Source organism: Caulobacter sp. X (assembly GCF_002742635.1).
Taxonomy (GTDB): Bacteria; Pseudomonadota; Alphaproteobacteria; order Caulobacterales; family Caulobacteraceae; genus Caulobacter.
Genome location: NZ_PEGF01000001.1, coordinates 895,009 through 918,685 on the forward strand (window position 1 = coordinate 895,009; position 23,677 = coordinate 918,685).

Consider the following 23,677-nt stretch of genomic DNA (forward strand, 5'->3'; position numbering starts at 1 on the left):
CTCGCCGCGGGCCCTCGTCATTTTCGAAGCGGCTTAGCGCCTATTCGACGCCGAGCTTCTTGCGCAGCAGCTCGTTGACCGTGGCCGGATTGGCCTTGCCGCCGGTGGCCTTCATGACCTGGCCGACGAACCAGCCCAGGGCCTGCGGCTTGTCCTTCACGGCCTCGGCCTTGTCCGGATTGCCGGCGATCAGGTCGTCGATAGCCTTTTCGATGGCGCCGGTGTCGTTGATCTGCACCAGGCCGCGCTTCTCGACGATCTCGGCGGGACGGCCCTCGCCGTTCCACATGTGCTCGAAGACCTCCTTGGCGATCTTCGACGAGATCGTGCCGTTCTCGATCAGCTCGACCAGCTGGGCGATGTCCGAGGACGGCAGCGGCGAGTCCGTGAACGAGGTCCCGGCCGCCGACAGCTTGGCCAGCAGTTCGTTCGTGACCCAGTTGGCCACCAGCTTGGCGTCGCGGCCCTTTGCGGCGGCCTCGAAGTAGTCGGCGCGGTCGGCGTCGATGATCAGCACGCCGGCGTCGTAGGCCGAGAGGCCATACTGGCTCTGCAGACGCGCCTTCTTGGCGTCCGGCAGCTCCGGCAGGGTCTCCTCGATCGACTTCACCCAGGCCGGGTCCAGCACCAGCGGCAGCAGGTCCGGATCGGGGAAGTAGCGATAGTCGTGCGCCTCTTCCTTGCTGCGCATCGAGCGGGTCTCGCCCTTGTTCGGGTCGAACAGGCGGGTCTCCTGGTCGATCTTGCCGCCGTCTTCCAGAATCTCGATCTGGCGACGGGCCTCGTACTCGATGGCCTGCTGGATGTAGCGATACGAGTTGACGTTCTTGATCTCGCAGCGCGTGCCCAGGTGCTTGAAGTCGCCGGTGGCGCGGAACTTCTCGTAGTCGCCCGGACGGCAGACCGAGACGTTCACGTCGGCGCGCAGGTTGCCCTTCTCCATGTCGCCGTCGCAGGTGCCGAGATAGACGAGGATCGTCCGCAGCTTCTTGACGTAGGCGGCCGCCTCTTCCGAGGTGCGCATGTCGGGCTTGGAGACGATCTCCATCAGCGCCGTGCCCGCGCGGTTCAGGTCGACATAGGTCGCGTTCGGATCCTGGTCGTGCAGCGACTTGCCGGCGTCCTGCTCCAGGTGCAGGCGCTCGATGCGCACGTCGAAGGTCGTGCCATCGTCGCGCTCGACCGTGACCACGCCCTCGCCGACGATCGGCTGGTCGAATTGGCTGATCTGATAGCCCTGCGGCAGGTCCGGATAGAAGTAGTTTTTCCGGTCGAAGCGGCTCTTCAGGTTGATCTGGGCCTTCAGGCCCAGGCCGGTCTTCACGGCTTGCTCGACGCAGAACTTGTTCAGCACCGGCAGCATGCCCGGCATGGCGGCGTCCACGAGGCTGACCTGCTCGTTCGGACCCGCGCCGAAGCCGACGGCGGCGCCGGAGAAGAGCTTGGACTTGCTGGCGACCTGAGCGTGCACCTCGAGACCGAGGACCATTTCCCAGGGGCCGGTGCGGCCTTGGATCTGTTTGGATTCTTGCGTCATGGCCGTCTCTCTACATCAAGCGCCCTAGGCCGGAAAAGCTCTGGGACGCCCCCGTGGGCGTATTCGCCAAGGCGATCTCGAGCAAGGCCTTGAAGTTCTTTGTCGGTAGCTGAGGCGTTCGTTTTTCGCGCTTCCAGAATAAGGCGAGAATCCGTCAAATCCGGCGCCATTGCTGGGCAAGGGAACCGCTGAGTTTTCGCGTCGTTCATTTTCTCGAACAGCTCACTTACGGAGGTAGAAATGCCCGCCGCTTACACTACCCGCCCCGCTTTGAACTTCGATGCGCCGGAGCCGGCCATCACGACTGACTCCAATGCTTCGGCTCTTTTCCCCTCGCAGCCCGTCTATGCCCGCACGCCGAGGAAAAAGGCTTCGAACAACCTGCCGCTTCTGATTGGCGCGCCCATCGTGGCGGTCGCCGCCGGGGCCCTGATCTGGGGCATGACGGCCAATCGCGCCGAAGCGCCGACCGACCAGCAGTCGTTGCAGGTCGCCGCCGCGCAAAGCCCCGCGCCACTGACCGCGCCGCTGCCCCCCGAAGCGACCCCGTCGCCGATCCCGCAGCCGACCGAGGTGGCGGCCAACGAAACCCCCGCCCCGGCTCCAGTCGCCCGCGCCACGACGCCGCGCGCCGCCGCTCCGGCTCGCCCGGCCGCTCGTCGCGCCGCGCCGGTGGAGACTAGCGCTCCGGACGCCGCCAGCGCTTCGACCAACGTCAGCGCCACCGTCCCGGCCGCGCCGCCGACCGTGAGCGCCGCCCCGGCGATCGCCGAACCGGCCCCGCTGGTCGTTCCGTCGCCGGCCGCTCCTCAGGCGACTCCGACGACCGAGCCTAGCAACCCGATGTAACCTCGGGTCCCACACCCCGAACGAAGAAGGGCGGCTCCGCGAGGAGCCGCCCTTTTTACATCACCACCACTTCTCGGCCTTGGCCTTGAAGCCAGCGGCCTTCTCGACCGCCCCGGCGACCGAGAACACCGTCGCCTCGTCCAGAGGCTTGCCGATGATCTGCAGGCCCAGCGGCAGGCCGTTGGCGTCGAGGCCGGCGGGCAAGCTCAGGCCCGGCAGGCCCGCCAGGTTGGTCGTCACCGTGAAGACGTCATTCAGGTACATGGCGATCGGGTCGTTGCTGTTCTCGCCCAGGCCGAACGCCGCCGAGGGCGCGGTCGGGGTGAGGATCGCGTCGACCTTTTGCCAGGCGTTGTCGAAGTCCTCGGCGATGCGGCGGCGCACCTTCAGGGCCTTCAGGTAATAGGCGTCGTAATAGCCGGCCGACAGAACATAGGTGCCGATCAGGATGCGGCGCTTGACCTCGTCGCCGAAACCCGAGGCCCGCGTGTTCTCGTAGATCTCGGTGAGGTTCGCGCCCTCTTCCCGCAGGCCGTAGCGCATGCCGTCGTAGCGGGCGAGGTTCGAGGAGGCCTCGGCCGGGGCCACGATGTAGTAGGCCGGCAGGGCGTACTTGGTGTGCGGCAGGCTGATGTCGACGATTTCGCAGCCGGCTTCTTTCAGCCAGGCGATGCCGTCCTGCCAGAGCTTCTCGATCTCGGCCGGCATGTTGTCGACCCGGTATTCCTTCGGAATGCCGATCTTCAGGCCCTTCACAGACTTGCCCACGAACTGAGTGAAGTCCGGAACCGGGATGTCGAGGCTGGTCGAGTCCTTGGGGTCGTGGCCCGACATCGAGGTCAGCAGCAGGGCCGCGTCCTCGACGGTCTTGGCGATCGGGCCGGCCTGGTCCAGCGAGCTGGCGAAGGCGACAACGCCCCAGCGCGAGCAGCGGCCGTAGGTCGGCTTGATCCCAACGGTGCCGGTGAAGGCGGCCGGCTGGCGGATCGAGCCGCCGGTGTCGGTGGCCGTGGCGCCCAGGCACAGGTCCGCCGCGACGGCCGCGGCCGAACCACCGGACGAGCCGCCCGGGGTCAGGGCCTTGGTCGAGCCCTGGGCGCGCCAGGGGTTGGTCACCGGGCCGAAATAGCTGGTCTCGTTCGACGAGCCCATGGCGAACTGGTCGAGGTTCAGCTTGCCCAGCATGACCGCGCCGTCGCGCCACAGCTGGCTGGTCACCGTCGACTCGTAGGTCGGGACGAAGTTTTCCAGGATCTTCGAGCAGGCCGTGGTGCGCACGCCCTCGGTGCAGAAGAGGTCCTTCACGCCCAGCGGCGCGCCTTCCAGCGGGCCGGCTTGGCCTTGAGCCCGGCGAGCGTCGGACTTGGCGGCCATGTCCAGCGCCTTCTCCGGCGTCTCCAGGATGTAGGCGTTGAGGCCACGGGCGGCTTCGATCGCTTCGATGTGGGCCTTGGTCAGCTCGACCGAGGTGAAGTCGCCCTTGGCCAGGCCGTCGACGGCGGCCTTCAGGGTCAGATTGGTGAGCGCGCTCATTATTCGACCACCTTCGGCACAACGAAGAAGTTGCCGACCGACTTGGGCGCATTGGCGGTCACCAGGGCCGGATCGCCGCCCATGGTCACCACGTCCTCGCGCATCGGCAGGCCGGAGGCCACGACGCTGGTCAGCGGCTCGCAGCCGTCGGTGTCCACCTCGGCCAGCTGCTCGATCCAGGTCATGATGCCGTTGAGCTCTTGAGCCAAAGCCTCGATGCGCTCTTCGGGTTCGGCGATGCGGGCGAGCCGGGCGACCTTCCGCACCGTGGCGGCGTCAATGGCCATGGGGATCTCCTGAAATTCGAACGCGTCGGTTACTAGGCCGGAGACAAGGTTTCAAGCGGCGCGGCTCCTGATAAAGAGAGCCATGCCCGTTCTCGACATCGAAGACTTCGCCGCCGCCCTGCCCCAGTACGCCCCGGTGGTGGGCCTGGACCCTGGCGAAAGGACCATTGGGGTCGCCGTCTCGGACGTCACCCGCACGGTCGCCAGCCCCTTGGCCCTGATCGAGAAGACCAAGTTCAGCAAGGACGCCGAGGCGCTGTTCAAGCTGATGGACAGCCGCGGCGCGATCGGCATCGTCATCGGCCTGCCCATGAACATGGATGGGACAGAGGGCGTCCGCTGCCAGAGCAACCGGGCGCTGGGCCGCAACCTGTTGCGGCTCAAGCCGGACCTGCCCATCACCTTCTGGGACGAGCGCCTCTCGACGGCGGCGGTGACGCGGGTGCTGATCGACGAGCATGACGTGAACCGGAAAAGACGAGCCGAGGTCGTGGACAAGATGGCGGCCGGCTGGATCCTGCAGGGCGCGCTGGAGCGGCTGCGGGGGTTGTAGGCGCTAGTTCCTCCCCCGTGACACGGGGGAGGTGTCGCGGAGCGACGGAGGGGGCGAACTGGAGGTCGGCCGAGATGGCCCCCTCCGGCCCTCCGGGCCACCTCCCCCGCGTCGCGGGGGAGGATCTTGGTCCGCAAGCTTCAGACACACCCCCGCCGCTTCACGCGGTCTCCCGCTGAAGGTTCGGAAAGGGACGCGGAGCGCCGGACATCCGTCCGGTGAACTTTGATAAATACCGTTTCGACGAAGCCCGACGCTCCGCGCGACCGTTATTCGCCAGCGTCCCGTCGGGTGGCCCTGTTCAGGCCTTACCGGGACCTGGGCGCTTCCGTTTCCAGAAGACCCAGCGGTCGAAGAGGACGGGCTTCCAGCCAGACACGCCCTTTTGCCTTCAACCACGCCAACGGCGGGCGGGTGAGCCCAGCAAGCTCAGCCCCGGACCGTCCGAGTATCCCCCTCGAACCTGTCCCCGCTCGATCGCCCCCCGCCGCCGCAAATGGTCGCTGGCCATGCGCCCTTTCCTCGCGACGAGGTGGGTAGAGAATACGGCAGGTTTCGAGGGGGAGGATAAGATCGCGCGAACACTCGTTCCTTCCATCACCCTCTCCCTTGGGGAGAGGGCGGGGCCCAAGCGAAGCTTGGGAGGGTGAGGGGCTAAGCCCTCGCCGTTAAAAACGCAGGTAACACATAAGCTTGCGCGGACTCACCACCGGCTCCGCCATCCCCTCGCCCTCCTACGCCTTCGGCGCGGGCCCCGCCCTCTCCCTCCGGGAGACGGTGTTCTATTCCCATCCTCCACAGAGCGTTTGCGCCCCTAACCTTCCCTTCCCGCCCAAAGCCGCCTATGACGCGGGCTCATGACGGCTTCAGCCCATGACCCCGCCCACGCGGCCATCGAGACGATCCGCGCGCGCGTCTTCGCCTTTCCCAAGCGCCATTTCCTCTCCGCCGGCGATCTGAACGCGCTCCAGGCCATCGAACTGCTGGATCTGGCCGAAGCGTTCGTGGCCCTGAACCGCCAGACGTCCAAGACCCTCGACATCCTCAAGGGCCGGACGCTGATGAACCTGTTCTTCGAGAACAGCACGCGGACGCAGAGCTCGTTCGAGCTGGCCGGCAAGCGCCTGGGCGCCGACGTCGTCAACATGAACCCCAAGACCTCGTCGGTGGCCAAGGGCGAGACCCTGATCGACACGGCGGTCACCCTGAACGCCATGCGGCCGGACCTGCTGGTCGTGCGCCACGCCTCGTCTGGGGCCGCCTCTCTGCTGTCCCAGAAGGTCAGCGGCCACGTCGTCAACGCCGGCGACGGCCAGCACGAGCACCCGACCCAGGCCTTGCTGGACGCCCTGTCGATCCGCCGCGCCTTCGGCCGGGTCTCGGGCCTGACCGTGGCGATCTGCGGCGACGTGCTGCACAGCCGAGTCGCCCGCTCGAACGTCGCCCTGCTCCATACGCTCGGCGCCAGCGTGCGCCTGGTCGGTCCGCCCACCCTGATGCCCGCCCAGGCCGAGCGCTGGGGCGTCACCGTGCACCACGACATGAAGTCGGGCCTGGCCGGCGCCGACGTCGTCATGATGCTGCGGCTGCAGCTGGAGCGGATGCAGGGCGCCTTCGTGCCCTCGACCCGCGAGTATTTCCGCTTCTACGGCCTTGATCGCGAAAAGCTGTCCCGCGCCGCGCCGGGCGCCAAGGTCATGCACCCGGGCCCGATGAACCGGGGCGTCGAGATCGACTCCGACGTCGCCGACGATCCGACCATCAGCCTGATCCAGGACCAGGTCGAGATGGGCGTCGCCGCCCGGATGGCGGTGCTGACCAGCCTCGCGGCCCGTCTGGAGGCACAAGCATGAACGCCCCCCAGCCCCTCGCCTTCGTCAACGCCCGCCTGGTCGATCCGGAAAGCGGCTACGACGGTCCCGGCGGCGTCATCGTCTCGGAAGGCGTCATCACCGACGTCGCCAAGGGCCGCGAGTTCGGCAAGCTCAGCAAGGCCGTGCGGGTCATCGACTGCGGCGGCGCTCTGCTGGCGCCCGGCCTGATCGATCTGCGCGTCCGCACCGGCGAGCCCGGCGCCGAGACCAAGGAAACCCTGGCCTCGGCCGCCAAGGCCGCCGCGGCGGGCGGCGTCACCTCGTTCGTGGTCCAGCCCGACACCGCGCCGGCGATCGACGATCCCAGCGTCGTCGACTTCATCCTGCGCCGCGCCCGCGACATCGACAGCGCCCGCATCCTGGTGGCCGGCGCGGCGACGCGTGGCCTGAAGGGCGAGCAGATGGCCGAGATCGGCCTGATGCGCGAGGCCGGCTGCGTCTATGTCACCGACGCCGGCAAGCCGATCGTCGACAGCAAGGTCATGCAGCGCGTCCTGACCTACGCCAAGGGCTTCGACGCCCTTCTGGCCCACCGGCCGATGGATCCGTGGCTGGGCAAGGGCGGCGCGGCGATCGGCGGCGAGTTCGCCGGCCGCATGGGCTTGCCCTCGATCTCGCCGATGGCCGAGCGGATCATGCTTGAGCGCGACGTCGCCCTGCTGGAAGCCACCGGCGGCAAGCTGCTGGTCGACCAGATCAGCTCGGCCCAGGCCCTCGAGACCTTGTCGCGCGCCAAGGCCAAGGGCCTGCGGATCAGCGCCTCGGTGTCGATCAACCACCTGTCGTTCAATGAGCTGGACATCGGCGACTACCGCACCTTCGCCAAGCTGAACCCGCCCTTGCGCGGCGAGGACGACCGCCAGGCGCTGATCGAGGCGCTGGCTTCGGGCCTGATCGACGTCGTCGTTTCCTCGCACAGCCCGGCCCCCGCCGAGGACAAGCGCCTGCCGTTCGACGAAGCCGCGCCGGGCGCGGTGGGTCTTGAGACCCTGCTGCCGGCCCTGCTGTCGCTGTATCACGAGGAGCGCATCGCCCTCGTCGATCTGATCCGCGCCGTCACCCTGGCCCCGGCCGAACTCTTGGGCCTTCGCGGCGGCCGCATCGCGCCGGGCGCGCCGGCGGATCTGGTGTTGTGCGACATCGACGCGCCGATCATCGTCGACGCCGCCCGCCTGCTGTCGAAGTCCAAGAACTCGCCGTTCGACGGCCGCCGCCTGCAGGGCCAGGTGCTGATGACGGTGGTCGACGGCCGCGTCGTCCACCGCGCGGAGGGCTAGGCCCTCCGCGTCATGAAGGCGAAGGCCATGGCGGTCGCCGCCCCGACCAGGGCGCCCGCCGCCAGGCCGCCGATCGCGCCCAACGCCCAGACCGGTCCGAGCGCGAAGCCCGAGGCGGCCAGATAGATCGCCGGCAGGCCCAGCGCCCAGCCGACCGCGTTGCCGACGATCCAGGGCCAGCGCTTCACGCCCAGGCCGCCCAGCGCCAGCGTCTGCACGCCGCCGAACAGGGCGCCCACCAGCAGGCCAAAGCCCGCCGCCATCACGACCGTTTGTGAAATGGTCGGGTCGAAGCCGTCGGCGCCGCCCGCATTGGGCGAGAAGATCGAGAACGACGAGCCCGCCGCCCAGCCGATCGTGGCGACGACGCAGGTCGCCATCGTCCAGCGCACGATCGAGATGTCGGGCAACCGGCGGCTCATCATGTTGGCCTGGACCAGGCCCAGCACCATGCCCTCGGGAATACCCGACAGCGCCTTCATCAGAAGCATGGAGATCTGCCAGAACAGCCCGTCCGGCTCGGGCAGCAGGCCGTCGGCCCACACCCACCAGGACGCGCCCAGCAGGATCCCGATCAGCTCGGCCAGAGCGGTCAGCAGTATCCACGCGATCCAGCCGCCTCGCCCCGCGCCTCGCGCCTCAACGCCATGAACCGCGCCCATCGTCCCCGCCATTACGCTTCCCCACGAAATTCCGCGCGACTTTGCCAGCGGATCGAAGCGATTTACACCCTTACTCGACACGGCGCGCTTGAGCTCGCACAAAACTCTCTCTAAGGTAGAAAACGTGGAAAGTCTCGCCTCTGCCGTTTATCTGACTCTCGCGATCGCCGTGGTCGGCGGTTACCTGCTGGGTTCGATTCCGTTCGGCCTGATCGCCACCCGCCTCGGCGGCGCGGGCGACATCCGCAAGATCGGCTCAGGCAATATCGGCGCGACCAACGTGCTGCGCTCGGGGCGCAAGGACCTGGCCCTGATCACCCTCTTGGGCGACGGCGGCAAGGGCGTGGTCGCGGTGCTGCTGGCTCGCTACCTGACTCACGGAAACCCCACCGTGATCGCCCTGGCCGGCGGCGCGGCCTTCCTGGGCCACCTGTTCCCGGTGTGGCTGAAGTTCAAGGGCGGCAAGGGCGTGGCGACCTTCTACGGCGTGCTGCTCAGCGCCTGCTGGCCGGTCGGCGTGCTGGCGGCCGTCACCTGGCTGGCCATGGCCGCCCTCTTCCGCATCAGTTCGCTGGCCGCCCTGACCGCCGCCGTCCTGGCCGCCCCCTTCGCCATCGCCACCGACCAGCCGCGTCCGCTGATCGGCCTGGCGATCTTCATGGCCATCCTGATCTTCATCCGCCACCGCGAGAACATCGCGCGCCTGCTCAAGGGCGAGGAGCCGAAGATCGGCAAGAAGAAGCCGGCCGAAGCCGCCGAGGCGCCGTGATCCCCGGCCGGCTCTCGGACATCCAGCGTCTGGCCTGGCTTCGCCTGGCGCGCACCGAGACGGTCGGCCCCGTCGCCTTCGACCATCTGCTGGCCCGCTATGGCACGCCCGAGCGGGCCCTGTCGGCCCTGCCCGACCTCTCCCGCAAGGGCGGACGCGCCGTTCCCCTGACCCTGCCGCCGCGCGAGGCGATCGAGCGCGAACTCGAAGCCGGCGAGAGACTCGGCGCCCGCCTGATCTGCGGGTGCGAGCCTGATTTTCCGCCGCGCCTGGCGGCCCTCGATCCGCCGCCGCCCGTACTCTGGGCCCTGGGTCGCGCCGAGCTCTTGTCCGAGCCCTCCATCGCCATCGTCGGCGCGCGCATCGCCTCGGCCGCTGGCCAGCGCTTCGCCCGCCAGTTGGCGACGGATCTCGGAACGGCCGGCTACGTTGTCGTTTCCGGCATGGCGCGCGGCATCGACGGCGCGGCGCACGAGGGCTCGCTGACCACCGGAGCCGTCGCCGTCCTGGGCGGCGGCGTGGGCGACATCTATCCGCCGGAGCATGATCGGCTGCACGCGCGCCTCGCCGCCGAAGGCTGCGTGGTCTCCGAAAGCGCGCCCGACCGCCGCGCCCAGGCCAAGGACTTCCCCCGCCGCAACCGGATCATCGCCGGCCTGGCGTTGGGTGTCGTCGTGGTCGAGGCCGAACTGAAGTCGGGCTCGCTGATCACCGCGCGCCTAGCCGCCGAGCAGGGCCGCGACGTCTTCGCCGTGCCAGGCTCGCCGCTGGACCCGCGCTCGAAGGGGACCAACGACCTGATCCGCCAGGGCGCGATCCTGTGCGAAGGCGCCGAGGATGTTCTGCGCTCGCTGGCGGGCGAAGCCCGGCTGCGGGAGCGCGACCGCCCCTACGAGGCCGAGCCGCCCTCCGATCTCGATCCCGACGCGCTGCGCGAGCGCGTCGCCGCCCTGCTGTCGCCGACACCGGTCCCGCGCAACGACCTGATCCGCGCCGTCGCCGCGCCCACCTCGGCGGTCATGGCGGCGCTCGTCGAGCTCAGCCTGGCGGGTCGGGCGGAGTTCCTGGACGGCGGGCTGGTGGCGGGGCTTTAGAAACCCATCGTGATAGGTTATCCTGGATGGTGACCGTTCTCCGCGCGGAAGGCTTCCGGATCATGATCTTCGCCAACGACCATGAGCCTGCCCACGTCCACGTGTTTGGCGACGGCGAGGCCAAGATCAATCTGTTGGGATCGGACGAACATGTCGATTTAGTCTGGGCCGTGGGCCTAAGCCGCGCCGACATCCGGCGAGCGGTCGCCGTTGTCGAAGCCAACCGCGAGACTCTGCTCACGCGCTGGAGGGAAATCCATGGCTGAACTCACGGACAGCGCGATCGACGCCGCTCTGGAACGCGGCCGCCAAGCCCAGGACAGGGAGCCGCGCGCCCGCGCCGCGCGCTACGATCCCGCGACCCGCACCATAGCCGTCGAGCTTACGAGCGGCGCCGCCTTCACCTTCCCCACCGCTCTCGTGGAAAGCCTCGCGAACGCTGATCCCGCCCAAATCGGCGAGATCACGGTCTTGGGCTCGGGCTACGGACTGCATTGGGAAGCCCTTGATCTGGATCTGACCGTACCCGGACTTCTGGCCGACATCTTCGCGACCCGTTCCCATCTCGCTCAGACGGCTGGTCGCTCCACGTCACCCGCCAAAGCGGCGGCCGCTCGCGCCAATGGCGCCCGCGGCGGTCGCCCAAGGAAAACGGCCTAGCCCCCGCGCCGCGCGCCCTTGGCGAACAGCAGGTCCGACCACCGCCAATGGCCGCCGCCCAGGGCGAAACGGGCCCCGCCGGGGCCGTCGTTCAGCGAGATGAGCACCAGCCCGCGCATCGGCTCGGCGCGGCAGGCGGCGGGGGCGAAAGCGACCTCCATCATGATCATCTCGCGCAGTCCCGAGAGGCCGTCGCCCTCCTCGCCGTCGGTGCGGACCCAGTCGCCGCTCCAGACCAGCGGCGCGCGGCCCGCGCTCACGGTGGCGGCGTGGGCGCGCATCAGGGAGGCCCGGGCGCGGGGGTTCTTGCGCAGACCTTCCTGCAGCAGCCGGACCATGTCGCAGCCGGCGCCGCCGCCACCGCCGCCCGCGCCTGATCCGGCCGTCGCCGCGCCCATCAGCTCGGCCTCTCCCAGACCCATCACCCGGCTGGGGGCGGGTTTCGAGCTCGCAGGCAGGGGCGTCACGTCCTTCGGGATCGGGGCCTTTGTCGCGCGCAGGGGCGAGCGCGGCGCGGCCCGGGCGGTGTCTTTGGGTTTCTCAGGCGAAGGCGGCTTCTTCGGCGCCTTTACCGGCGACTTGGGCGCCTCGTGCGGCGCGGGCGGCGGAGGCGGCGGAGGCGGGGGCGGCGGCGGGTCGACCAGGGAGACCAGCACCGACGGCGGCTCGGGCGGAGCGGGCGTGACATGGGCCGCCAGCAGCACCGCCACCGCCGCCGCGTGCGCGGCCAGGCTCACGACCAGCGCCGCGCCCTTCCCGCCCCGTCTTTTCCACCGCGCCATCTGCTCGCCACGCCACGGGCCGAAGCGCCGGCCCGAGCGTCTGTGGACCATGGCTACGCGTCAGGAAGTGGGCGAATGGTTCAGCTTGTCACAAGCCCGCGCACAACCGAAGATCGAGTTCCGAGTGGAGACGCGATCGTGGATTTTCCGACAAAGTTGGCCTGGCTGCTGCTGCTGGCGGCGCCCCCAGCGGCCTTGGCGCTGCAGGCGGCGATCGATTGGGGACCAGCGCGGCTTGAGCGGGCCCTCGCCAAGCCGCTCTCCCTGTCGGCCGGCGCCGTCCTGGGCGTCGTGATCCTGGCGAGCTTCGCCGGCGTCCGGTTCGTGTCGCTGACCGCCAATCTCTGGGCGCTAGGCGCGGCCTATTTCGCCTATTGCCTGCTTGTCTTCGGGATAGGCCGCCTGCCCCTGGGCGTCATGCTGAGGAACACCGCCGTGACCATCGGCGTCCTGCCCATCGCCTTCGGCTATTTCCTGGGCACGGTGGGACTGTTGGGCATCATGTTCGCCATCGGCGCTTACGCGGCGCCGTCTAAGGAAACGCGTCTGGCAAACAACCTCGTCTGCATACGGATCGAAGGCGACGGTCCCAGCGGCGGCTACGAACTGCACATCCATCGTGAATGGCCGCTCGCGCCCGCGCTGCATCGCCAGGTGAAAGTGATCGCGGCGAAGAACGAATATTATGGCCCGCGAGACTGCGAGGCCTTGCGCGGAATGACGCTCTAGACGCTGAGGTCGACCAGCAGCCCCGTCCCGGCGGCCGGCGCGGCGCGCACGGCTTCCTTCAGCCGATCGGCGATCTCCGCGCGTTCGGCGTTCGAGGTCACGGGCTTGATCGGGCGGATCGGCGAGACATAGGCCTCGGTGGCGATCCTGTTGACGGTCAGGTCCATCGGCGAGCAGTCACAAAACCAGGCCATAAAACTCGCACAAGCGTCTTAACAAGCGGCTACCAGCGCCCCAAAGCAGGGCCGTTCGGCAGAGCCCGCGTTGACAGACCCCTAAGCGGGCCCCACTTTCCCCGGCGCTCGCCTCCCAGGCGATCCGCCTTACAGCCCAGAGTCATAATGAACGTCGTCGTCGTCGAGAGCCCGGCCAAGGCCAAGACCATCAACAAGTACCTCGGGTCCGACTACACGGTTCTCGCTTCCTACGGTCACATCCGCGACCTGCCGTCCAAGGACGGTTCGGTGGAGCCCGACAACGACTTCGCCATGAGCTGGGAAGTCGACGCCAAGGCCTCCAAGCGCGTCAGCGACATCGTCGAGGCCATGAAGAAGGCCGACCGCCTGATTCTGGCCACCGACCCGGATCGCGAAGGCGAAGCGATCAGCTGGCACGTGCTGGAAGTGCTGAACAAGAAGAAGGCGCTGAAGGACAAGTCGGTCCAGCGCGTCACCTTCAACGCCATCACCAAGACCGCCGTCACGGAGGCCATGAAGGCCCCGCGCGACCTCGACATGGAGCTGGTCGAGGCGTACCTCGCCCGCCGCGCCCTGGACTACCTCGTCGGCTTCACCCTTTCGCCGGTGCTGTGGCGCAAGCTGCCGGGCAGCCGCTCGGCCGGCCGCGTACAGTCGGTGGCCCTGCGCCTGGTCGTCGACCGCGAGATCGAGATCGAGCGCTTCAAGACCCAGGAATACTGGACCGTCGAGGCCGACGTCTCGGCCGGCTCGGACCCGTTCCTGGCCCGTCTGGTCAAGCACGACGGCAAGAAGCTCACCAAGTTCGACCTCGGCAACGAGACCTCGGCCCTGGCCGCCAAGGCCGCCGTGCAGGCCGCCACGTTCAAGGTCGAGGCCGTCGAGAAGAAGCCCGGCAAGCGCTCGCCCGCCCCGCCGTTCACCACCTCGACCCTGCAGCAGGAAGCCGCCCGCAAGCTGGGCTTCAGCGCCCAGCGCACCATGCAGGCCGCCCAGAAGCTGTACGAAGGCGTCGACATTGGCGGCGAGACCGTGGGTCTCATCACCTACATGCGGACCGACGGCGTCTCGATGGCGCCCGAAGCCATCACCGAAGCCCGCGACGTGATCGGCAAGGTCTATGGCGCCGACTACGTCCCCGACGCGCCGCGCCTCTACAAGTCCAAGGCCAAGAACGCCCAGGAGGCCCACGAGGCCATCCGTCCGACCAGCCTGAACCGCAATCCCGGCTCCCTGCGCCTGGAGCCGGAACTGGGCCGCCTGTACGAGCTGATCTGGAAGCGCACCATCGCCTCGCAGATGGAGAGCGCCCGCATCGAGCGCACGACGGTCGACCTGGAGAGCGCCGACGGCAAGACCGGCCTGCGCGCCACCGGCCAGGTCGTGCAGTTCCCCGGCTACCTCGCCGTCTACGAGGAAGGCCGCGACGACGAGGGCGACGAGGACAGCGCCCGCCTGCCCGCCATCACCGAGGGCTCGGCCGCCCAGGTGCGCGAAGCCCGCGCCGACCAGCACTTCACCGAACCGCCGCCGCGCTATTCGGAAGCCAGCCTCGTCAAGAAGATGGAAGAGCTGGGCATCGGCCGCCCGTCGACCTACGCCTCGGTGCTGGGCGTGCTGCGCGACCGCGAATATGTCCGCATGGAGAAGCAGCGCTTCATCCCCGAGGACAAGGGCCGCCTGGTCACGGCGTTCCTGGAGCAGTTCTTCAAGCGCTATGTCGAGTACGACTTCACGGCCGCTCTGGAAGAGCAGCTCGACCTCGTCTCGGACGGCAAGCTCGATTGGAAGCAGTTCCTCCGCGACTTCTGGAAGGACTTCCACGCCGCCGTCGGCGAAATCGCCGAGCTGCGCACGACCAATGTCCTAGACGCCCTGAACGAGGCCCTGGGCCCGCACATCTTCCCCGACAAGGGCGACGGCTCCAACCCGCGCCTGTGCCCGACCTGCGGCACGGGGCAGCTCTCTTTGAAGACAGGCAAGTTCGGCGCCTTCATCGGCTGCTCGAACTATCCGGAATGCCGCTACACGCGCCAGCTGGGCGTCTCCGAAGGCGACGGCGAGGCCGAGAGCGCCGACAAGGAGCTGGGCGTCAATCCTGCCACCGGCCGCGCTGTGTGGCTGAAGAACGGCCGCTTCGGTCCCTATGTCGAGGAGCTGGCCGCCGAGGGCGACAAGCCCAAGCGCTCGTCCCTGCCCAAGGGCTGGATCGCCTCGGCCATGGATCTCGAGAAGGCCCTGCGCCTGCTGTCCCTGCCGCGCGAAGTCGGCAAGCACCCTGATGACGGCAAGGTCATCACCGCGGGCCTGGGACGCTTTGGACCGTTCGTGTTGCACGACGGCACCTACGCCAATCTGGAGAACGCCGACGAGGTGTTCGACGTGGGCCTAAACCGCGCCGTCGCCATCCTGGCCGACAAGCGCGCCGGCGGCGGACGTCCGCAGCGCGCGGCCGCGGCGGCTCTGGCCGAGCTCGGCAATCACCCCGAGGATGGCAAACCGATCCGCGTGCTGTCGGGCCGCTTTGGCCCCTACATCAAGCACGGCGACACCAACGCCAACGTGCCCAAGGGCAAGGATCCGGCGGCGATCACCCTGGAAGAGGCGCTGGCCTTGATCGCCGAACGCGCGGCCAAGGGCGGCGGCAAAAAGCCGGCCAAGAAGGCCGCCGCGCCGAAGAAGGCGGCGACCAAGGCGGAAGGCGACAAGCCGGCGAAGAAGACCGCCGCGAAGAAACCCGCCGCCAAGAAGGCCGCGCCGAAGGCCAAGGCGGCGGCCGCCGCCGACGACGGCGCCGCGCCGTGGGACGACGAGGCCTGAGCCTGTTCAGCCGGGTCGGACGAGAGTAGATTGCGCGCATGACGACGCTGGAACGTCCCCTGCCGCTGAACGTCGTGCTGACGGCGCTGGTCCTGTGCTGCGTCGGCGGCTTCGCCTTCGGCCTGACCAACGCGATGAAGATCGATCGCGGCGGCGCGACCACCTCGACCCAGCCTCTGGCCGAGGTTTCGGGCGTTCCGGTCAAGGACGCCGCGCCCGCCCTCGCCTACGAGCCGCCGCCCGTCGAGGCGCCCAAGCCCAAGGCCGTCGAGGTCGAAACCACCGAGCAGGAAGCCCCCGCGCCGGTGATCGAGGCCCCGCCCGCGACGCCGGCGCCGACCCAGCCGACCGCGGCGACCACCAAGCCGGCCGAGCCTCAGGTGCCGAAGTCGATCGAGGATCTGTACTAGGCGCGAGCGCCCCCTCCGTCTCGTCGCTGCGCGCCGATCCACCTCCCCCGTTACACGGGTGAGGATGACATCCCTCCTCCCTCGCGAAGCGGGAGAGGTGTCGCGATACGGCTACGCGTAGTGACGGAGGGGGCGCAACATCCCCAACCTCGCGTTTCCCTAAGTCCGCCGAACGCGTTAAGGCAGGGCATGGCCAAACTTCGCCCGCCCAAGACTTTCAAGCCCAAGCCCGCCGCCGGCCTGCCCGATCGTGAGACGCTGCTGGCGTTTCTGCGCGACGCCGGCGAGACCGGAAAGGCCGACATCGCCCGGCACTTCGGGCTGAAGGGCGCCGATCGCCGGGCCCTGCGCGAGATGATCCGCGAGCTGGAAGCGCAAGGCGCGCTGGCCAAGCGCGGCCGTAAAGGCTTCGCGGAAGCCGGCTCCCTGCCCCCCGTCGGCGTGGCCGACGTGGTCGAGCGTGACGGCGACGGCGAGCTCTACGTCAAACTGACCAAGTCCGACGACGACGTCCCCAACGTGCGCCTCGCGCCCGGCAAGGGTGAGGCCGCCGGCGGCGCGCCGGGGCTGGGTGATCGCCTCTTGGTCCGCTTCGAGCGGCTGGAGACCGGCGAGTTCGAGGCTCGCCTGATCAAGAAGCTGGGCCAGAGCGCCCACAAGATCCTGGGGGTGATCCGCAAGCACCGCCGCGAGGTCCGCGTCGAGCCGGTCGACCGCAAGTCCAAGGAAAGCCTGGTCCTCGATCCCAGCGTCGCCCACGAGTACAAGGACGGCGACCTCGTCGTCGCCCAGGTCGGCACGCATAGCGGCCGCTACGGCCCCAAGCCTGGCAAGGTGCTGGAGGTGGTCGGGACCGAGAACGATCCCCGCGCCGCCTCGCTGATCGCCATCCACAGCCACGGCATCCCGACCGGCTTCTCCGAAGAGGCCGAGCGCGAAGCCAAGGCCGCCGTCGAGCCGACGCTGTCGGGGCGTGACGACCTGCGCGACCTGCCGTTCGTGACCATCGACCCGGTGGACGCCCGCGACCACGACGACGCCGTCTACGCCCATCCCGATCCGGACGCGACGAACGTTGGCGGCTGGGTGGTCTGGGTCGCCATCGCCGACGTCGCGGCCTATGTCCGCCCGGGCTCGGCCCTGGACCGCGACGCCCGCGAGAAGGGCAACAGCGTCTACTTCCCCGACCGGGTCGAGCCGATGCTGCCCGAGACCCTGTCCAACGGCCTATGCTCGCTCCGCGAGGGCGAGAACCGCGCCACCCTGGCGGTGCGGATGGTGTTCGACAAGTCCGGCCGCAAGAAGGGCCACAAGTTCGTGCGCGGCCTGATGCGCTCGGCCGCCAAGCTCTCCTACGAGCAGGCCCAGGCCGCGATCGACGGCCAGCCCGACGACAAGACCGGCCCGCTGCTGGACCCGATCCTTAAGCCCCTGTGGGCAGCTTATCACACGATGAAGATCGGCCGCGAGGCCCGCTCGCCCCTGGCCATCGAGAGCGACGAGCGGCGGATCATCATCCGCGAGGGCGAGATCGCCTCGATCACCAAACGCGCGAGCCTTGAGGCCCACAAGCTGATCGAGGAGATGATGGTGCAGGCCAATGTCTGCGCCGCCGAGAGCCTGGAAGCCAAGCGCTCGCCCCTGATCTACCGGGTGCACGACACGCCCAGCCTGGAGAAGGTGCAGAACCTCGCCGACTTCCTGCAGACCCTGGAGATCCGCTGGAACAAGGGCGAGGCGCCGCAGACCTCGCGGTTCAACAAGCTGCTGGACGAGACGCGCGAGAGCCCGAACGCGGCGATCATCAACGAGGTGGTCCTGCGCACCCAGATGCAGGCCCACTATAGCAGCGAGAACATTGGCCACTTCGGCCTGAACCTGGCCAAGTACGCCCACTTCACCAGCCCGATCCGCCGCTACGCCGACCTGATCGTGCACCGGGGCCTGATCCGCGCCCTAGGCCTGGGGACCGATGGTCTGACGGACCAGGACATCGCCCAGATCAAGGACACGGCCGAAGTCATCACCCACGCCGAGCGACGGGCCATGGCCGCCGAGCGCGACGCCACCGACCGCTACATCGCCGCCTTCCTGGCCGATCGCGTCGGCGCGACGTTCGAGGGCCGGATCACCGGCGTCACCCGCTTTGGCCTGTTCATCAAGCTGGCCGACACCGGCGCCGATGGCCTGGTGCCAGTCTCCAGCCTGGGCCAGGAGTTCTTCGTCCACGACGACAAGATGCACGCCCTGGTCGGGGAACGGACCGGCAAGCGTTGGCCGCTGGGCCTCTCCGTCGAGGTCAAGCTGGTCGAGGCCACGCCCGTCACCGGCGGCCTGCTGTTCGAAATGCTCAGCGACCCGCTGCCGCCCGATCCGAAGGCGCCGCGTCCCCGGCTCGGGGCTCGGCGGCAGGCGGCGGTGAAGCCGCGCGGCGGGTTGCCCAAGGGCGTGCGGCGCGGGAAGCGGCGGTAGCGATTGATCAGATGCTCCCCCGCGATGCGGGGGAGCTGTCGCGCAGCGACTGAGGGGGCAAGCTGGGCGAACACCGCGTTAGCCCCCTCCGGCCCTCTGGGCCACCTCCCCCGCATCGCGGGGGAGGATCTACGGCGCAGCCCGGATCGCCGCCTCGAGCTTGTCGGCCATCATCCGCTGATCCCCCGCCGAAGGATGCGAGTGGCATGCCGTGCGCTCCATTCCGGTGATCCGCACCGCCGTCGCGCCAACGCGGCTGGCGACCTCGGCGACGTCGTCGACGAAGGTGTCGCCCTGGATCAGGAAGAAACGCGCGCCCGGTCGGCTGGCCTTCAGGCCCTCGACGAAGGCGGCGTAGCTGTCCCGATAGTCCCTGCGCAGCGCCGCCTCGTCGGCCCAGGCTTCGCCGGGATGCAGAGCGGTCGAGAAGTCGTTGGTGCCCAGGCCAATAACTACGACCTCCGGCTTCCAAGGATCGTTCGCCCCGATGCGGGGCTCGGCCTGACCAGGGATCAAGCGCGGAAACAGCGCCGGCAAAGGCTCGCCAGGCGCCAGGCCATTGTAGTTGCGCACCACGCCACGGCCCGAGAAGGCCTCGATCCGGTAGTCGGCGTCGAGCCGCGCGGCCAGGATCGGAGCGAAGGACAGGCTGGTGTCGGTCAGGTCGTGGACCTGTTGCTCGGTGCAGTCGCGGCTGGCCGAGCGGACGCCATAGGCGACGGTGTGGGAGTCGCCGATGAACTCGATCCGGCGCGGCCGCGCCGGCGCCGGCAACGCCCTACCCTTTTCGACGAAGAACCCCTCGAACCGCGCCAAGCCCGTCTGGCTCTCGGTCAGCTTGTCCAGCCGCACGACGTGCTCGCCGGGACCGAGACGGTCGAGCGTCAGCCGCGTTTCGCCGGACTTGGTCAGTTCGGCCTTGCGGACGCCGTCGACGCTGACCGCCAGGTGCTCGACGCCGGTGTCCACGGCCACCTCGACCGACGGCCCTGTGAAGCGCCCCTCGAAATAGACGCCGGGCCAGCCGAAATCGTAGGCCCCAGAAGGCGCGGGGGCGACCCGGCCGCCGATGTTCAGCGGCAAGGGCGTCTGGGCGATGGCGGCGGCGAGAAGCAGGGAGAGCATGCCCCTTTCTCATGTGGGATGCGCGCCGCGTCAAACCCCGCTAAACCGCCACCATGCGCGCCGAGATCGAACCCTTCCACGCCATCGCCATCAGCCGCCTGGCCCACCAGCTGAAGATGGAGGGCCGCTCGATCATCCACATGGAGTTCGGCCAGCCGTCGACCGGCGCGCCGAGCAAGGCGATCGCCAAGGCCCACGAAATCCTCGACGCCGAGGCCATGGGCTACTGGGAGAGCCCGCATCTGCGCGAGAAGATCGCCCAGCGCTACCAGGCGCTCTACGGCGTCACGGTCGAGCCGGAGCGGATCGTCCTGACCTGCGGCGCGTCTCCGGCCCTGGTGCTGGCCCTGTCCAGCGTGTTCCAGCCCGGCGACCGCATCGCCATCGCCCGCCCCGGCTACGTCGCCTATCGCAACACCATCAAGGCGCTGCACCTTGAGCCCGTCGAGATCGCCTGCGGGCCGGAAGACCGCTTCCAGCTGACGGCCAAGCACCTGGCCGCGTTGGAGCCCGCTCCCGCCGGCGTCATCGTCGCCAGCCCCGCCAACCCGACCGGCACGATCATCGCGCCTGACGAGCTCGCCGCGATCGCCCAAGTCTGCCGGGAACGCGGCATCCGCGTCATCAGCGACGAGATTTATCACGGCCTGACCTACGCCGGCCGCACCCCGTCGATGCTGGAGTTCGCCCCCGACGCCCTGATCGTCAACAGCTTCAGCAAGTACTTCAGCATGGCCGGTTGGCGGCTGGGCTGGCTGCTGACGCCGGCGGGCGAGGATCTTGAGCGGGCCCGCGCCTATGTCGGCAACCTGTTCCTGACCGCGCCCTCCCTGGCCCAGCACGCGGGCTTGGCGGCCATGGACTGCCTGGACGAGCTGGAAGGCCACATCGCCGTCTATCGCCGCAATCGCGAGCTGATGCTGGAGGCCCTGCCGGCGCTCGGCCTGCGAAAGATCGCCCCGCCCGACGGCGCGTTCTACATCTGGGCCGACATCGGCCACCTGACCGACGACTCGCTGAACTTCTGCAAGGACCTGCTGCGCGACACCGGGGTCTGCACCGCGCCGGGCGTCGACTTCGACCCGGTCGAAGGACACCGCTTCATCCGCTTCAGCTTCGCGGTGTCGACGGCCGAGGTCGAGGAGGCTATCGGCCGGATGACTCCGTGGTTCGCTGCCCGAGCCGCCAATCCAGGCCCATCGCCAGGAAGGTGAACGAGCCCGACCACCCGATCAGGATCAGACCGGCCAGGGGCTCCAGGCTGGCGATCAGGCGCAGCGCGCCGACCGGGTAGACGTCGCCGACGCCCTGGGTGGTGAAGGTCTCGATCGAGAAGAAGAAGAGCTGGCTGGCGCTCATCGACGCCACGCCCACGAAGGCGCCCAAGCCCAGGGCGCGCTCGCCGACCCAATAGCCGAACGCGAACAACGCCGCCTCGAGGACGTGCGCGATGATCAGGCCGAAGATCACCAGCAAGATCTTCAGCTGATCCGACAGTTTGGGCGAGGCCTGACCGGCGGATAGCAGCCGCAAGGACTGGTAGTGGATCATCACCGCCGCGAAGATCAGGGCGAGGGACAGAGCGAAGGCGTAGAGTTCGGCCATGATCTTCCCCTCGAAGGCCCCGCGGCGGCGACGCGTGTAGCCGCGTCGATGGGCTCAAGTTTGATCCCGCTTGGGCGGACATTGGGCGAGGTGTTTCGGACTATTTCCGCGCCAGATAATCCAGCGCCATGAAGACCTCGGCCTTCACGCCGGTCTCGAACACCGCCTCGTCCACGTCGAAATAGGGCGAGTGGTTGGCGGGCGCCGTGGCGGCTGGGACGTCGGCCTTACGGCCGCCCAGCTGGACGAACACGGCCGGGACCTTCTCGGCGTACATCGAGAAGTCCTCCGCGCCGGTGACCAGGGCGGCGTTGTCGTCGATCTTGCCGGGCGAGGCCTTATCCAGGCTGGCCTTGACCCACTTGCTCAGCGCCGGGTCGTTGTAAGTGACCGGATAGGGCTGGGTGAACACGGCCTCGGCCTTGGCGCCGTAGCGATCGCCGATCGCGGCCACCGACTTCTGCATGCGAGCGATCAGATCCTCGCGACGAGCCTTGGAGAAGGTGCGCATGGTCCCCTCCATCTTCAGGTCCTCGGGGATGATGTTCTGGCGCATGCCCATGTTGATCACCGCGATGGTCAGCACCGAGGGCGAGGCGCCCACGTCCACCTGACGCGCGGCGATCTGGTTGGTGGCCTGGATGATGTCGGCGGCGACGCTGGCCATGTCGACGCCGGCCCAGGGCCGCGCCCCGTGGGTCTGCTTACCCTTAACCGTGATCGTGATGCGGTCCGACGAGGCGTAGAAGCCTTCCGGCCGGTAGTTCAGCTGGTGGGCGTCGCCGGGACCGATGTGGACGCCGAAGATCGCGTCGACCTTGGGATTGTCCAGCGCCCCATCCTGGATCATCAGCTTGGCGCCGCCTTCCTCGCCCGCCTGAGGGCCCTCCTCGGCCGGCTGGAAGATGAAGACCACCGTGCCCTGGATGTCCTTCTTCATGCCGGCCAGCACCGTGGCTGTCCCCAGCAGCATGGCGACGTGGGTGTCGTGGCCGCAGGCGTGCATGACCGGCACGGTCTTGCCTTCCCACGTCGCGGTGGCCTTGGAGGCGAACGGCAGGCCGGTCTTCTCGGCCACCGGCAGGGCGTCCATGTCGGCGCGGAGGGCCACGACCTTGCCCGGCTTGCCGCCCCGCAGGACGCCGACCACGCCAGTCTTGCCGACGTTCTCGCGGACTTCCAGCCCCAGCGCCTTAAGTTCCTTGGCGATCAGGGCCGAGGTGCGGACCTCCTGGTTGCCCAGTTCCGGATGCTCGTGGATGTCGCGACGCCAGGCCACGACCTTGGGCTGGACCGCCTTGGCCGCCGCGGCCACCTGCGCGGTCGTGGGCGCGGCGATAGCCGGCGCGCCAAGAGCCAGTCCGGCGGCTAGCGCCAGGGTCGAAATCCGTCCGATCATCCTATAGCCCCTCTGATTACAACGCGAACTTGGGGCGGGTGGTCGCGAAGGGTCAAGCCACCAACTCTTCCCCCCTCCCAAACGCCGCCTTCCTCGGCCTTATGGCGAGGAGCCGTGCAGGGACCGGGCGCAGCGAAGTCATGAGCGCCGCCGACGTGGATGCGCGCTTCATCGCGCGGAGGCGACCGAACCATGGGTCCTGGGCGCAAGGCCCAGGAAGGCGCTTGGGGGCGAAGCGAAGGATTCGGACATTCCCCAACGTCCGCCTTTCCCGCTGACGCAAACCGTCTAACCTTCACCCATGAGCCTGCCGCCGATCGACGCGAAATTCGACACGATCAACGACGGCGCCGTGCGCGAGACCGGCGCGGCGCTGAAGCCCAAGCACGCGGCCACCCTGATCATCGTGCGAACCGACGGGCCCAAGCCGCGCCTGCTGATGGGCCGACGCAACGGCGGCCACGCCTTCATGCCGGACAAGTGGGTGTTCCCCGGCGGCCGGGTCGACCGGACCGACTACGACGCCCCTAGCGCCAGTGAACTGGCTCCGGAGGTCGCCATTCGACTGGAGCAGGACCCTCGCCACCCTAAACCCGCTCGCCTGGCCCGCGCCCTGGCCTTGGCGGCGGTGCGGGAGACTTTCGAGGAGACCGGGCTTCTGATCGCCAAGGAAGCGCCCGAGCGGCCCGGCGCGGGCCCCTGGCGGCCGTTCCTGGCCCAAGGCGCCCTGCCCGACCTGGCGTCGCTGAGCTTCGTGGCCCGAGCCATCACCCCGCCCTATCGGCCGCGCCGGTTCGACGCCCGATTCTTCATGGCGCCTGCCGAGGCGTTGCTGTCGCTGGACCGCCGCCCCGACTGCGGCGAACTGGACGAGATCGCCTGGGTCGATTTCGAAGAGGCCATGGCGCTGGACCTGCCCAACATCACCCGCTTCGTCGTCCACGAGGTGGGGCAAAGGCTGGCCGAGGCTGGACGGCCCGCGCCGTTCATGCGTTTCCTGAACGGCAAGCGCCATCTGACCCACCTATAGCGCCTTCCGCGAA

The 23,677-nt window shown here is 68.8% G+C and carries 23 protein-coding genes and 1 pseudogene; 14 read left to right on the forward strand and 10 right to left on the reverse strand.

The genetic code is table 11. From position 1 onward, the window contains the following. Nucleotides 1–40: 40 nt before the first annotated feature. Nucleotides 41–1,537, reverse strand: coding sequence for an Asp-tRNA(Asn)/Glu-tRNA(Gln) amidotransferase subunit GatB (gene gatB, locus CSW60_RS03975; RefSeq protein ID WP_099536022.1), 1,497 nt, complete (start codon nt 1,535–1,537; stop codon nt 41–43). 240 nt (nt 1,538–1,777) lie between these two features. Between gatB and CSW60_RS03980 the strand changes: the two genes are divergently transcribed. Beyond that, entirely contained in the window at nt 1,778–2,386 is a 609-nt protein-coding gene (locus CSW60_RS03980) for a hypothetical protein (RefSeq protein ID WP_099536023.1), read from the forward strand. A gap of 60 nt (nt 2,387–2,446) precedes the next feature. Here CSW60_RS03980 and gatA read toward each other — a convergent pair whose 3' ends face one another. Both gatA and gatC read right to left on the reverse strand, forming a co-directional pair. Beyond that, nucleotides 2,447–3,919 (reverse strand): Asp-tRNA(Asn)/Glu-tRNA(Gln) amidotransferase subunit GatA, encoded by a 1,473-nt coding sequence (gatA, locus tag CSW60_RS03985; protein ID WP_099536024.1) that lies wholly within the window; start codon nt 3,917–3,919, stop codon nt 2,447–2,449. Continuing rightward, nucleotides 3,919–4,206 (reverse strand): Asp-tRNA(Asn)/Glu-tRNA(Gln) amidotransferase subunit GatC, encoded by a 288-nt coding sequence (gene gatC / locus CSW60_RS03990; RefSeq protein WP_099536025.1) that lies wholly within the window; start codon nt 4,204–4,206, stop codon nt 3,919–3,921. Before gatC ends, gatA begins: the two co-directional genes overlap by 1 nt. Nucleotides 4,207–4,288: 82 nt before the next feature. On the opposite strand from gatC, the gene ruvX reads away from it, so the two are divergent. Continuing rightward, nucleotides 4,289–4,759 (forward strand): Holliday junction resolvase RuvX, encoded by a 471-nt coding sequence (gene ruvX, locus CSW60_RS03995; RefSeq protein ID WP_099536026.1) that lies wholly within the window; start codon nt 4,289–4,291, stop codon nt 4,757–4,759. Between the two features lie 279 nt (nt 4,760–5,038). On the opposite strand, the pseudogene CSW60_RS23845 reads toward ruvX, so the two are convergent. Further along, nucleotides 5,039–5,119, reverse strand: a pseudogene (locus CSW60_RS23845) (hypothetical protein); the annotation flags it as partial. Nucleotides 5,120–5,616: 497 nt separating this feature from the next. On the opposite strand from CSW60_RS23845, the gene CSW60_RS04010 reads away from it, so the two are divergent. Both CSW60_RS04010 and pyrC read left to right on the forward strand, forming a co-directional pair. Next, nucleotides 5,617–6,612, forward strand: coding sequence for an aspartate carbamoyltransferase catalytic subunit (locus CSW60_RS04010; RefSeq protein WP_099536027.1), 996 nt, complete (start codon nt 5,617–5,619; stop codon nt 6,610–6,612). After that, nucleotides 6,609–7,910 (forward strand): dihydroorotase, encoded by a 1,302-nt coding sequence (gene pyrC, locus CSW60_RS04015; RefSeq protein WP_099536028.1) that lies wholly within the window; start codon nt 6,609–6,611, stop codon nt 7,908–7,910. Before CSW60_RS04010 ends, pyrC begins: the two co-directional genes overlap by 4 nt. On the opposite strand, the gene CSW60_RS04020 is transcribed toward pyrC, so the two are convergent. Continuing rightward, on the reverse strand, nt 7,907–8,584 hold the full coding sequence (locus tag CSW60_RS04020) for a hypothetical protein (RefSeq protein ID WP_099536029.1): 678 nt from the start codon (nt 8,582–8,584) through the stop codon (nt 7,907–7,909). The two genes, pyrC and CSW60_RS04020, sit on opposite strands and share 4 nt — an antisense overlap. A gap of 112 nt (nt 8,585–8,696) precedes the next feature. Between CSW60_RS04020 and plsY the strand changes: the two genes are divergently transcribed. Genes plsY through CSW60_RS04040 form a run of 4 tightly spaced genes read left to right on the forward strand, consistent with a single transcriptional unit; the run spans nt 8,697 to nt 11,095 of the window. Then, a complete protein-coding gene (gene plsY, locus CSW60_RS04025; protein ID WP_099536030.1) occupies nt 8,697–9,341 on the forward strand; it encodes a glycerol-3-phosphate 1-O-acyltransferase PlsY in 645 nt (214 codons plus the stop codon). Beyond that, entirely contained in the window at nt 9,338–10,435 is a 1,098-nt protein-coding gene (dprA, locus tag CSW60_RS04030) for a DNA-processing protein DprA (RefSeq protein ID WP_099536031.1), read from the forward strand. Before plsY ends, dprA begins: the two co-directional genes overlap by 4 nt. 26 nt (nt 10,436–10,461) lie before the next feature. Further along, nucleotides 10,462–10,701, forward strand: coding sequence for a DUF4160 domain-containing protein (locus tag CSW60_RS04035; protein WP_099536032.1), 240 nt, complete (start codon nt 10,462–10,464; stop codon nt 10,699–10,701). Beyond that, the gene (locus CSW60_RS04040) at nt 10,694–11,095 is read left to right on the forward strand and encodes a DUF2442 domain-containing protein (protein ID WP_099536033.1); all 402 of its coding nucleotides are present in this window, start codon (nt 10,694–10,696) and stop codon (nt 11,093–11,095) included. The genes CSW60_RS04035 and CSW60_RS04040 overlap by 8 nt, the downstream gene beginning before the upstream one ends. On the opposite strand, the gene CSW60_RS04045 is transcribed toward CSW60_RS04040, so the two are convergent. Further along, nucleotides 11,092–11,877, reverse strand: a complete 786-nt coding sequence (locus CSW60_RS04045; RefSeq protein WP_201723033.1) for a hypothetical protein — start codon at nt 11,875–11,877, stop codon at nt 11,092–11,094. The genes CSW60_RS04040 and CSW60_RS04045 overlap by 4 nt on opposite strands. A 138-nt stretch (nt 11,878–12,015) precedes the next feature. On the opposite strand from CSW60_RS04045, the gene CSW60_RS04050 reads away from it, so the two are divergent. Beyond that, nucleotides 12,016–12,606 carry a hypothetical protein gene (locus CSW60_RS04050; protein ID WP_143324116.1) on the forward strand — a complete coding sequence of 197 codons (591 nt, stop codon included), beginning with the start codon at nt 12,016–12,018 and terminating at the stop codon, nt 12,604–12,606. Here CSW60_RS04050 and CSW60_RS23000 read toward each other — a convergent pair. Then, complete coding sequence (locus tag CSW60_RS23000) at nt 12,603–12,773, reverse strand: hypothetical protein (protein WP_062093605.1); 171 nt, start codon at nt 12,771–12,773, stop codon at nt 12,603–12,605. The two genes, CSW60_RS04050 and CSW60_RS23000, sit on opposite strands and share 4 nt — an antisense overlap. A gap of 174 nt (nt 12,774–12,947) precedes the next feature. On the opposite strand from CSW60_RS23000, the gene topA reads away from it, so the two are divergent. The 3 genes from topA to rnr all read left to right on the forward strand — a co-directional run bounded on the left by topA (nt 12,948) and on the right by rnr (nt 18,505). Further along, entirely contained in the window at nt 12,948–15,623 is a 2,676-nt protein-coding gene (topA, locus tag CSW60_RS04055; RefSeq protein WP_099536036.1) for a type I DNA topoisomerase, read from the forward strand. 38 nt (nt 15,624–15,661) lie between these two features. Beyond that, on the forward strand, nt 15,662–16,033 hold the full coding sequence (locus CSW60_RS04060) for a hypothetical protein (RefSeq protein WP_099536037.1): 372 nt from the start codon (nt 15,662–15,664) through the stop codon (nt 16,031–16,033). 189 nt (nt 16,034–16,222) lie between these two features. Further along, on the forward strand, nt 16,223–18,505 hold the full coding sequence (gene rnr / locus CSW60_RS04065; RefSeq protein ID WP_099536038.1) for a ribonuclease R: 2,283 nt from the start codon (nt 16,223–16,225) through the stop codon (nt 18,503–18,505). A 129-nt stretch (nt 18,506–18,634) separates the two neighbouring features. On the opposite strand, the gene CSW60_RS04075 is transcribed toward rnr, so the two are convergent. Further along, on the reverse strand, nt 18,635–19,630 hold the full coding sequence (locus CSW60_RS04075) for an SGNH/GDSL hydrolase family protein (RefSeq protein ID WP_099536039.1): 996 nt from the start codon (nt 19,628–19,630) through the stop codon (nt 18,635–18,637). A gap of 53 nt (nt 19,631–19,683) precedes the next feature. Here CSW60_RS04075 and CSW60_RS04080 point away from each other — a divergent pair, with 53 nt between their 5' ends. Continuing rightward, entirely contained in the window at nt 19,684–20,844 is a 1,161-nt protein-coding gene (locus CSW60_RS04080) for a pyridoxal phosphate-dependent aminotransferase (protein ID WP_099536040.1), read from the forward strand. On the opposite strand, the gene CSW60_RS04085 is transcribed toward CSW60_RS04080, so the two are convergent. Beyond that, nucleotides 20,777–21,235 carry an ion channel gene (locus CSW60_RS04085; protein ID WP_099536041.1) on the reverse strand — a complete coding sequence of 153 codons (459 nt, stop codon included), beginning with the start codon at nt 21,233–21,235 and terminating at the stop codon, nt 20,777–20,779. The two genes, CSW60_RS04080 and CSW60_RS04085, sit on opposite strands and share 68 nt — an antisense overlap. Nucleotides 21,236–21,335: 100 nt before the next feature. Then, complete coding sequence (locus CSW60_RS04090) at nt 21,336–22,634, reverse strand: amidohydrolase (protein ID WP_099536042.1); 1,299 nt, start codon at nt 22,632–22,634, stop codon at nt 21,336–21,338. 301 nt (nt 22,635–22,935) lie between these two features. On the opposite strand from CSW60_RS04090, the gene CSW60_RS04095 reads away from it, so the two are divergent. Continuing rightward, nucleotides 22,936–23,664: an NUDIX hydrolase gene (locus CSW60_RS04095; protein ID WP_099536043.1), complete on the forward strand. Its 729-nt coding sequence runs from the start codon at nt 22,936–22,938 to the stop codon at nt 23,662–23,664. Nucleotides 23,665–23,677 lie beyond the last annotated feature (13 nt).

Excerpts from the sequence above, each read along its gene's own strand:
- CSW60_RS04010 (WP_099536027.1), top strand. The coding sequence starts at position 5,617 with ATGACGGCTTCAGCCCATGACCCCGCCCACGCGGCCATCGAGACGATC.
- CSW60_RS04095 (WP_099536043.1), top strand. The coding sequence starts at position 22,936 with ATGAGCCTGCCGCCGATCGACGCGAAATTCGACACGATCAACGACGGC.
- topA (WP_099536036.1), top strand. The coding sequence starts at position 12,948 with ATGAACGTCGTCGTCGTCGAGAGCCCGGCCAAGGCCAAGACCATCAAC.
- gatC (WP_099536025.1), bottom strand. The coding sequence starts at position 4,206 with ATGGCCATTGACGCCGCCACGGTGCGGAAGGTCGCCCGGCTCGCCCGC.
- gatA (WP_099536024.1), bottom strand. The coding sequence starts at position 3,919 with ATGAGCGCGCTCACCAATCTGACCCTGAAGGCCGCCGTCGACGGCCTG.
- CSW60_RS04040 (WP_099536033.1), top strand. The coding sequence starts at position 10,694 with ATGGCTGAACTCACGGACAGCGCGATCGACGCCGCTCTGGAACGCGGC.
- ruvX (WP_099536026.1), top strand. The coding sequence starts at position 4,289 with ATGCCCGTTCTCGACATCGAAGACTTCGCCGCCGCCCTGCCCCAGTAC.
- CSW60_RS04080 (WP_099536040.1), top strand. The coding sequence starts at position 19,684 with ATGCGCGCCGAGATCGAACCCTTCCACGCCATCGCCATCAGCCGCCTG.
- gatB (WP_099536022.1), bottom strand. The coding sequence starts at position 1,537 with ATGACGCAAGAATCCAAACAGATCCAAGGCCGCACCGGCCCCTGGGAA.
- CSW60_RS03980 (WP_099536023.1), top strand. The coding sequence starts at position 1,778 with ATGCCCGCCGCTTACACTACCCGCCCCGCTTTGAACTTCGATGCGCCG.
- CSW60_RS04020 (WP_099536029.1), bottom strand. The coding sequence starts at position 8,584 with ATGGCGGGGACGATGGGCGCGGTTCATGGCGTTGAGGCGCGAGGCGCG.
- CSW60_RS04045 (WP_201723033.1), bottom strand. The coding sequence starts at position 11,877 with ATGGCGCGGTGGAAAAGACGGGGCGGGAAGGGCGCGGCGCTGGTCGTG.
- CSW60_RS04075 (WP_099536039.1), bottom strand. The coding sequence starts at position 19,630 with ATGCTCTCCCTGCTTCTCGCCGCCGCCATCGCCCAGACGCCCTTGCCG.
- CSW60_RS04085 (WP_099536041.1), bottom strand. The coding sequence starts at position 21,235 with ATGGCCGAACTCTACGCCTTCGCTCTGTCCCTCGCCCTGATCTTCGCG.
- rnr (WP_099536038.1), top strand. The coding sequence starts at position 16,223 with ATGGCCAAACTTCGCCCGCCCAAGACTTTCAAGCCCAAGCCCGCCGCC.
- CSW60_RS04090 (WP_099536042.1), bottom strand. The coding sequence starts at position 22,634 with ATGATCGGACGGATTTCGACCCTGGCGCTAGCCGCCGGACTGGCTCTT.
- pyrC (WP_099536028.1), top strand. The coding sequence starts at position 6,609 with ATGAACGCCCCCCAGCCCCTCGCCTTCGTCAACGCCCGCCTGGTCGAT.
- CSW60_RS04035 (WP_099536032.1), top strand. The coding sequence starts at position 10,462 with ATGGTGACCGTTCTCCGCGCGGAAGGCTTCCGGATCATGATCTTCGCC.
- CSW60_RS23000 (WP_062093605.1), bottom strand. The coding sequence starts at position 12,773 with ATGGACCTGACCGTCAACAGGATCGCCACCGAGGCCTATGTCTCGCCG.
- CSW60_RS04060 (WP_099536037.1), top strand. The coding sequence starts at position 15,662 with ATGACGACGCTGGAACGTCCCCTGCCGCTGAACGTCGTGCTGACGGCG.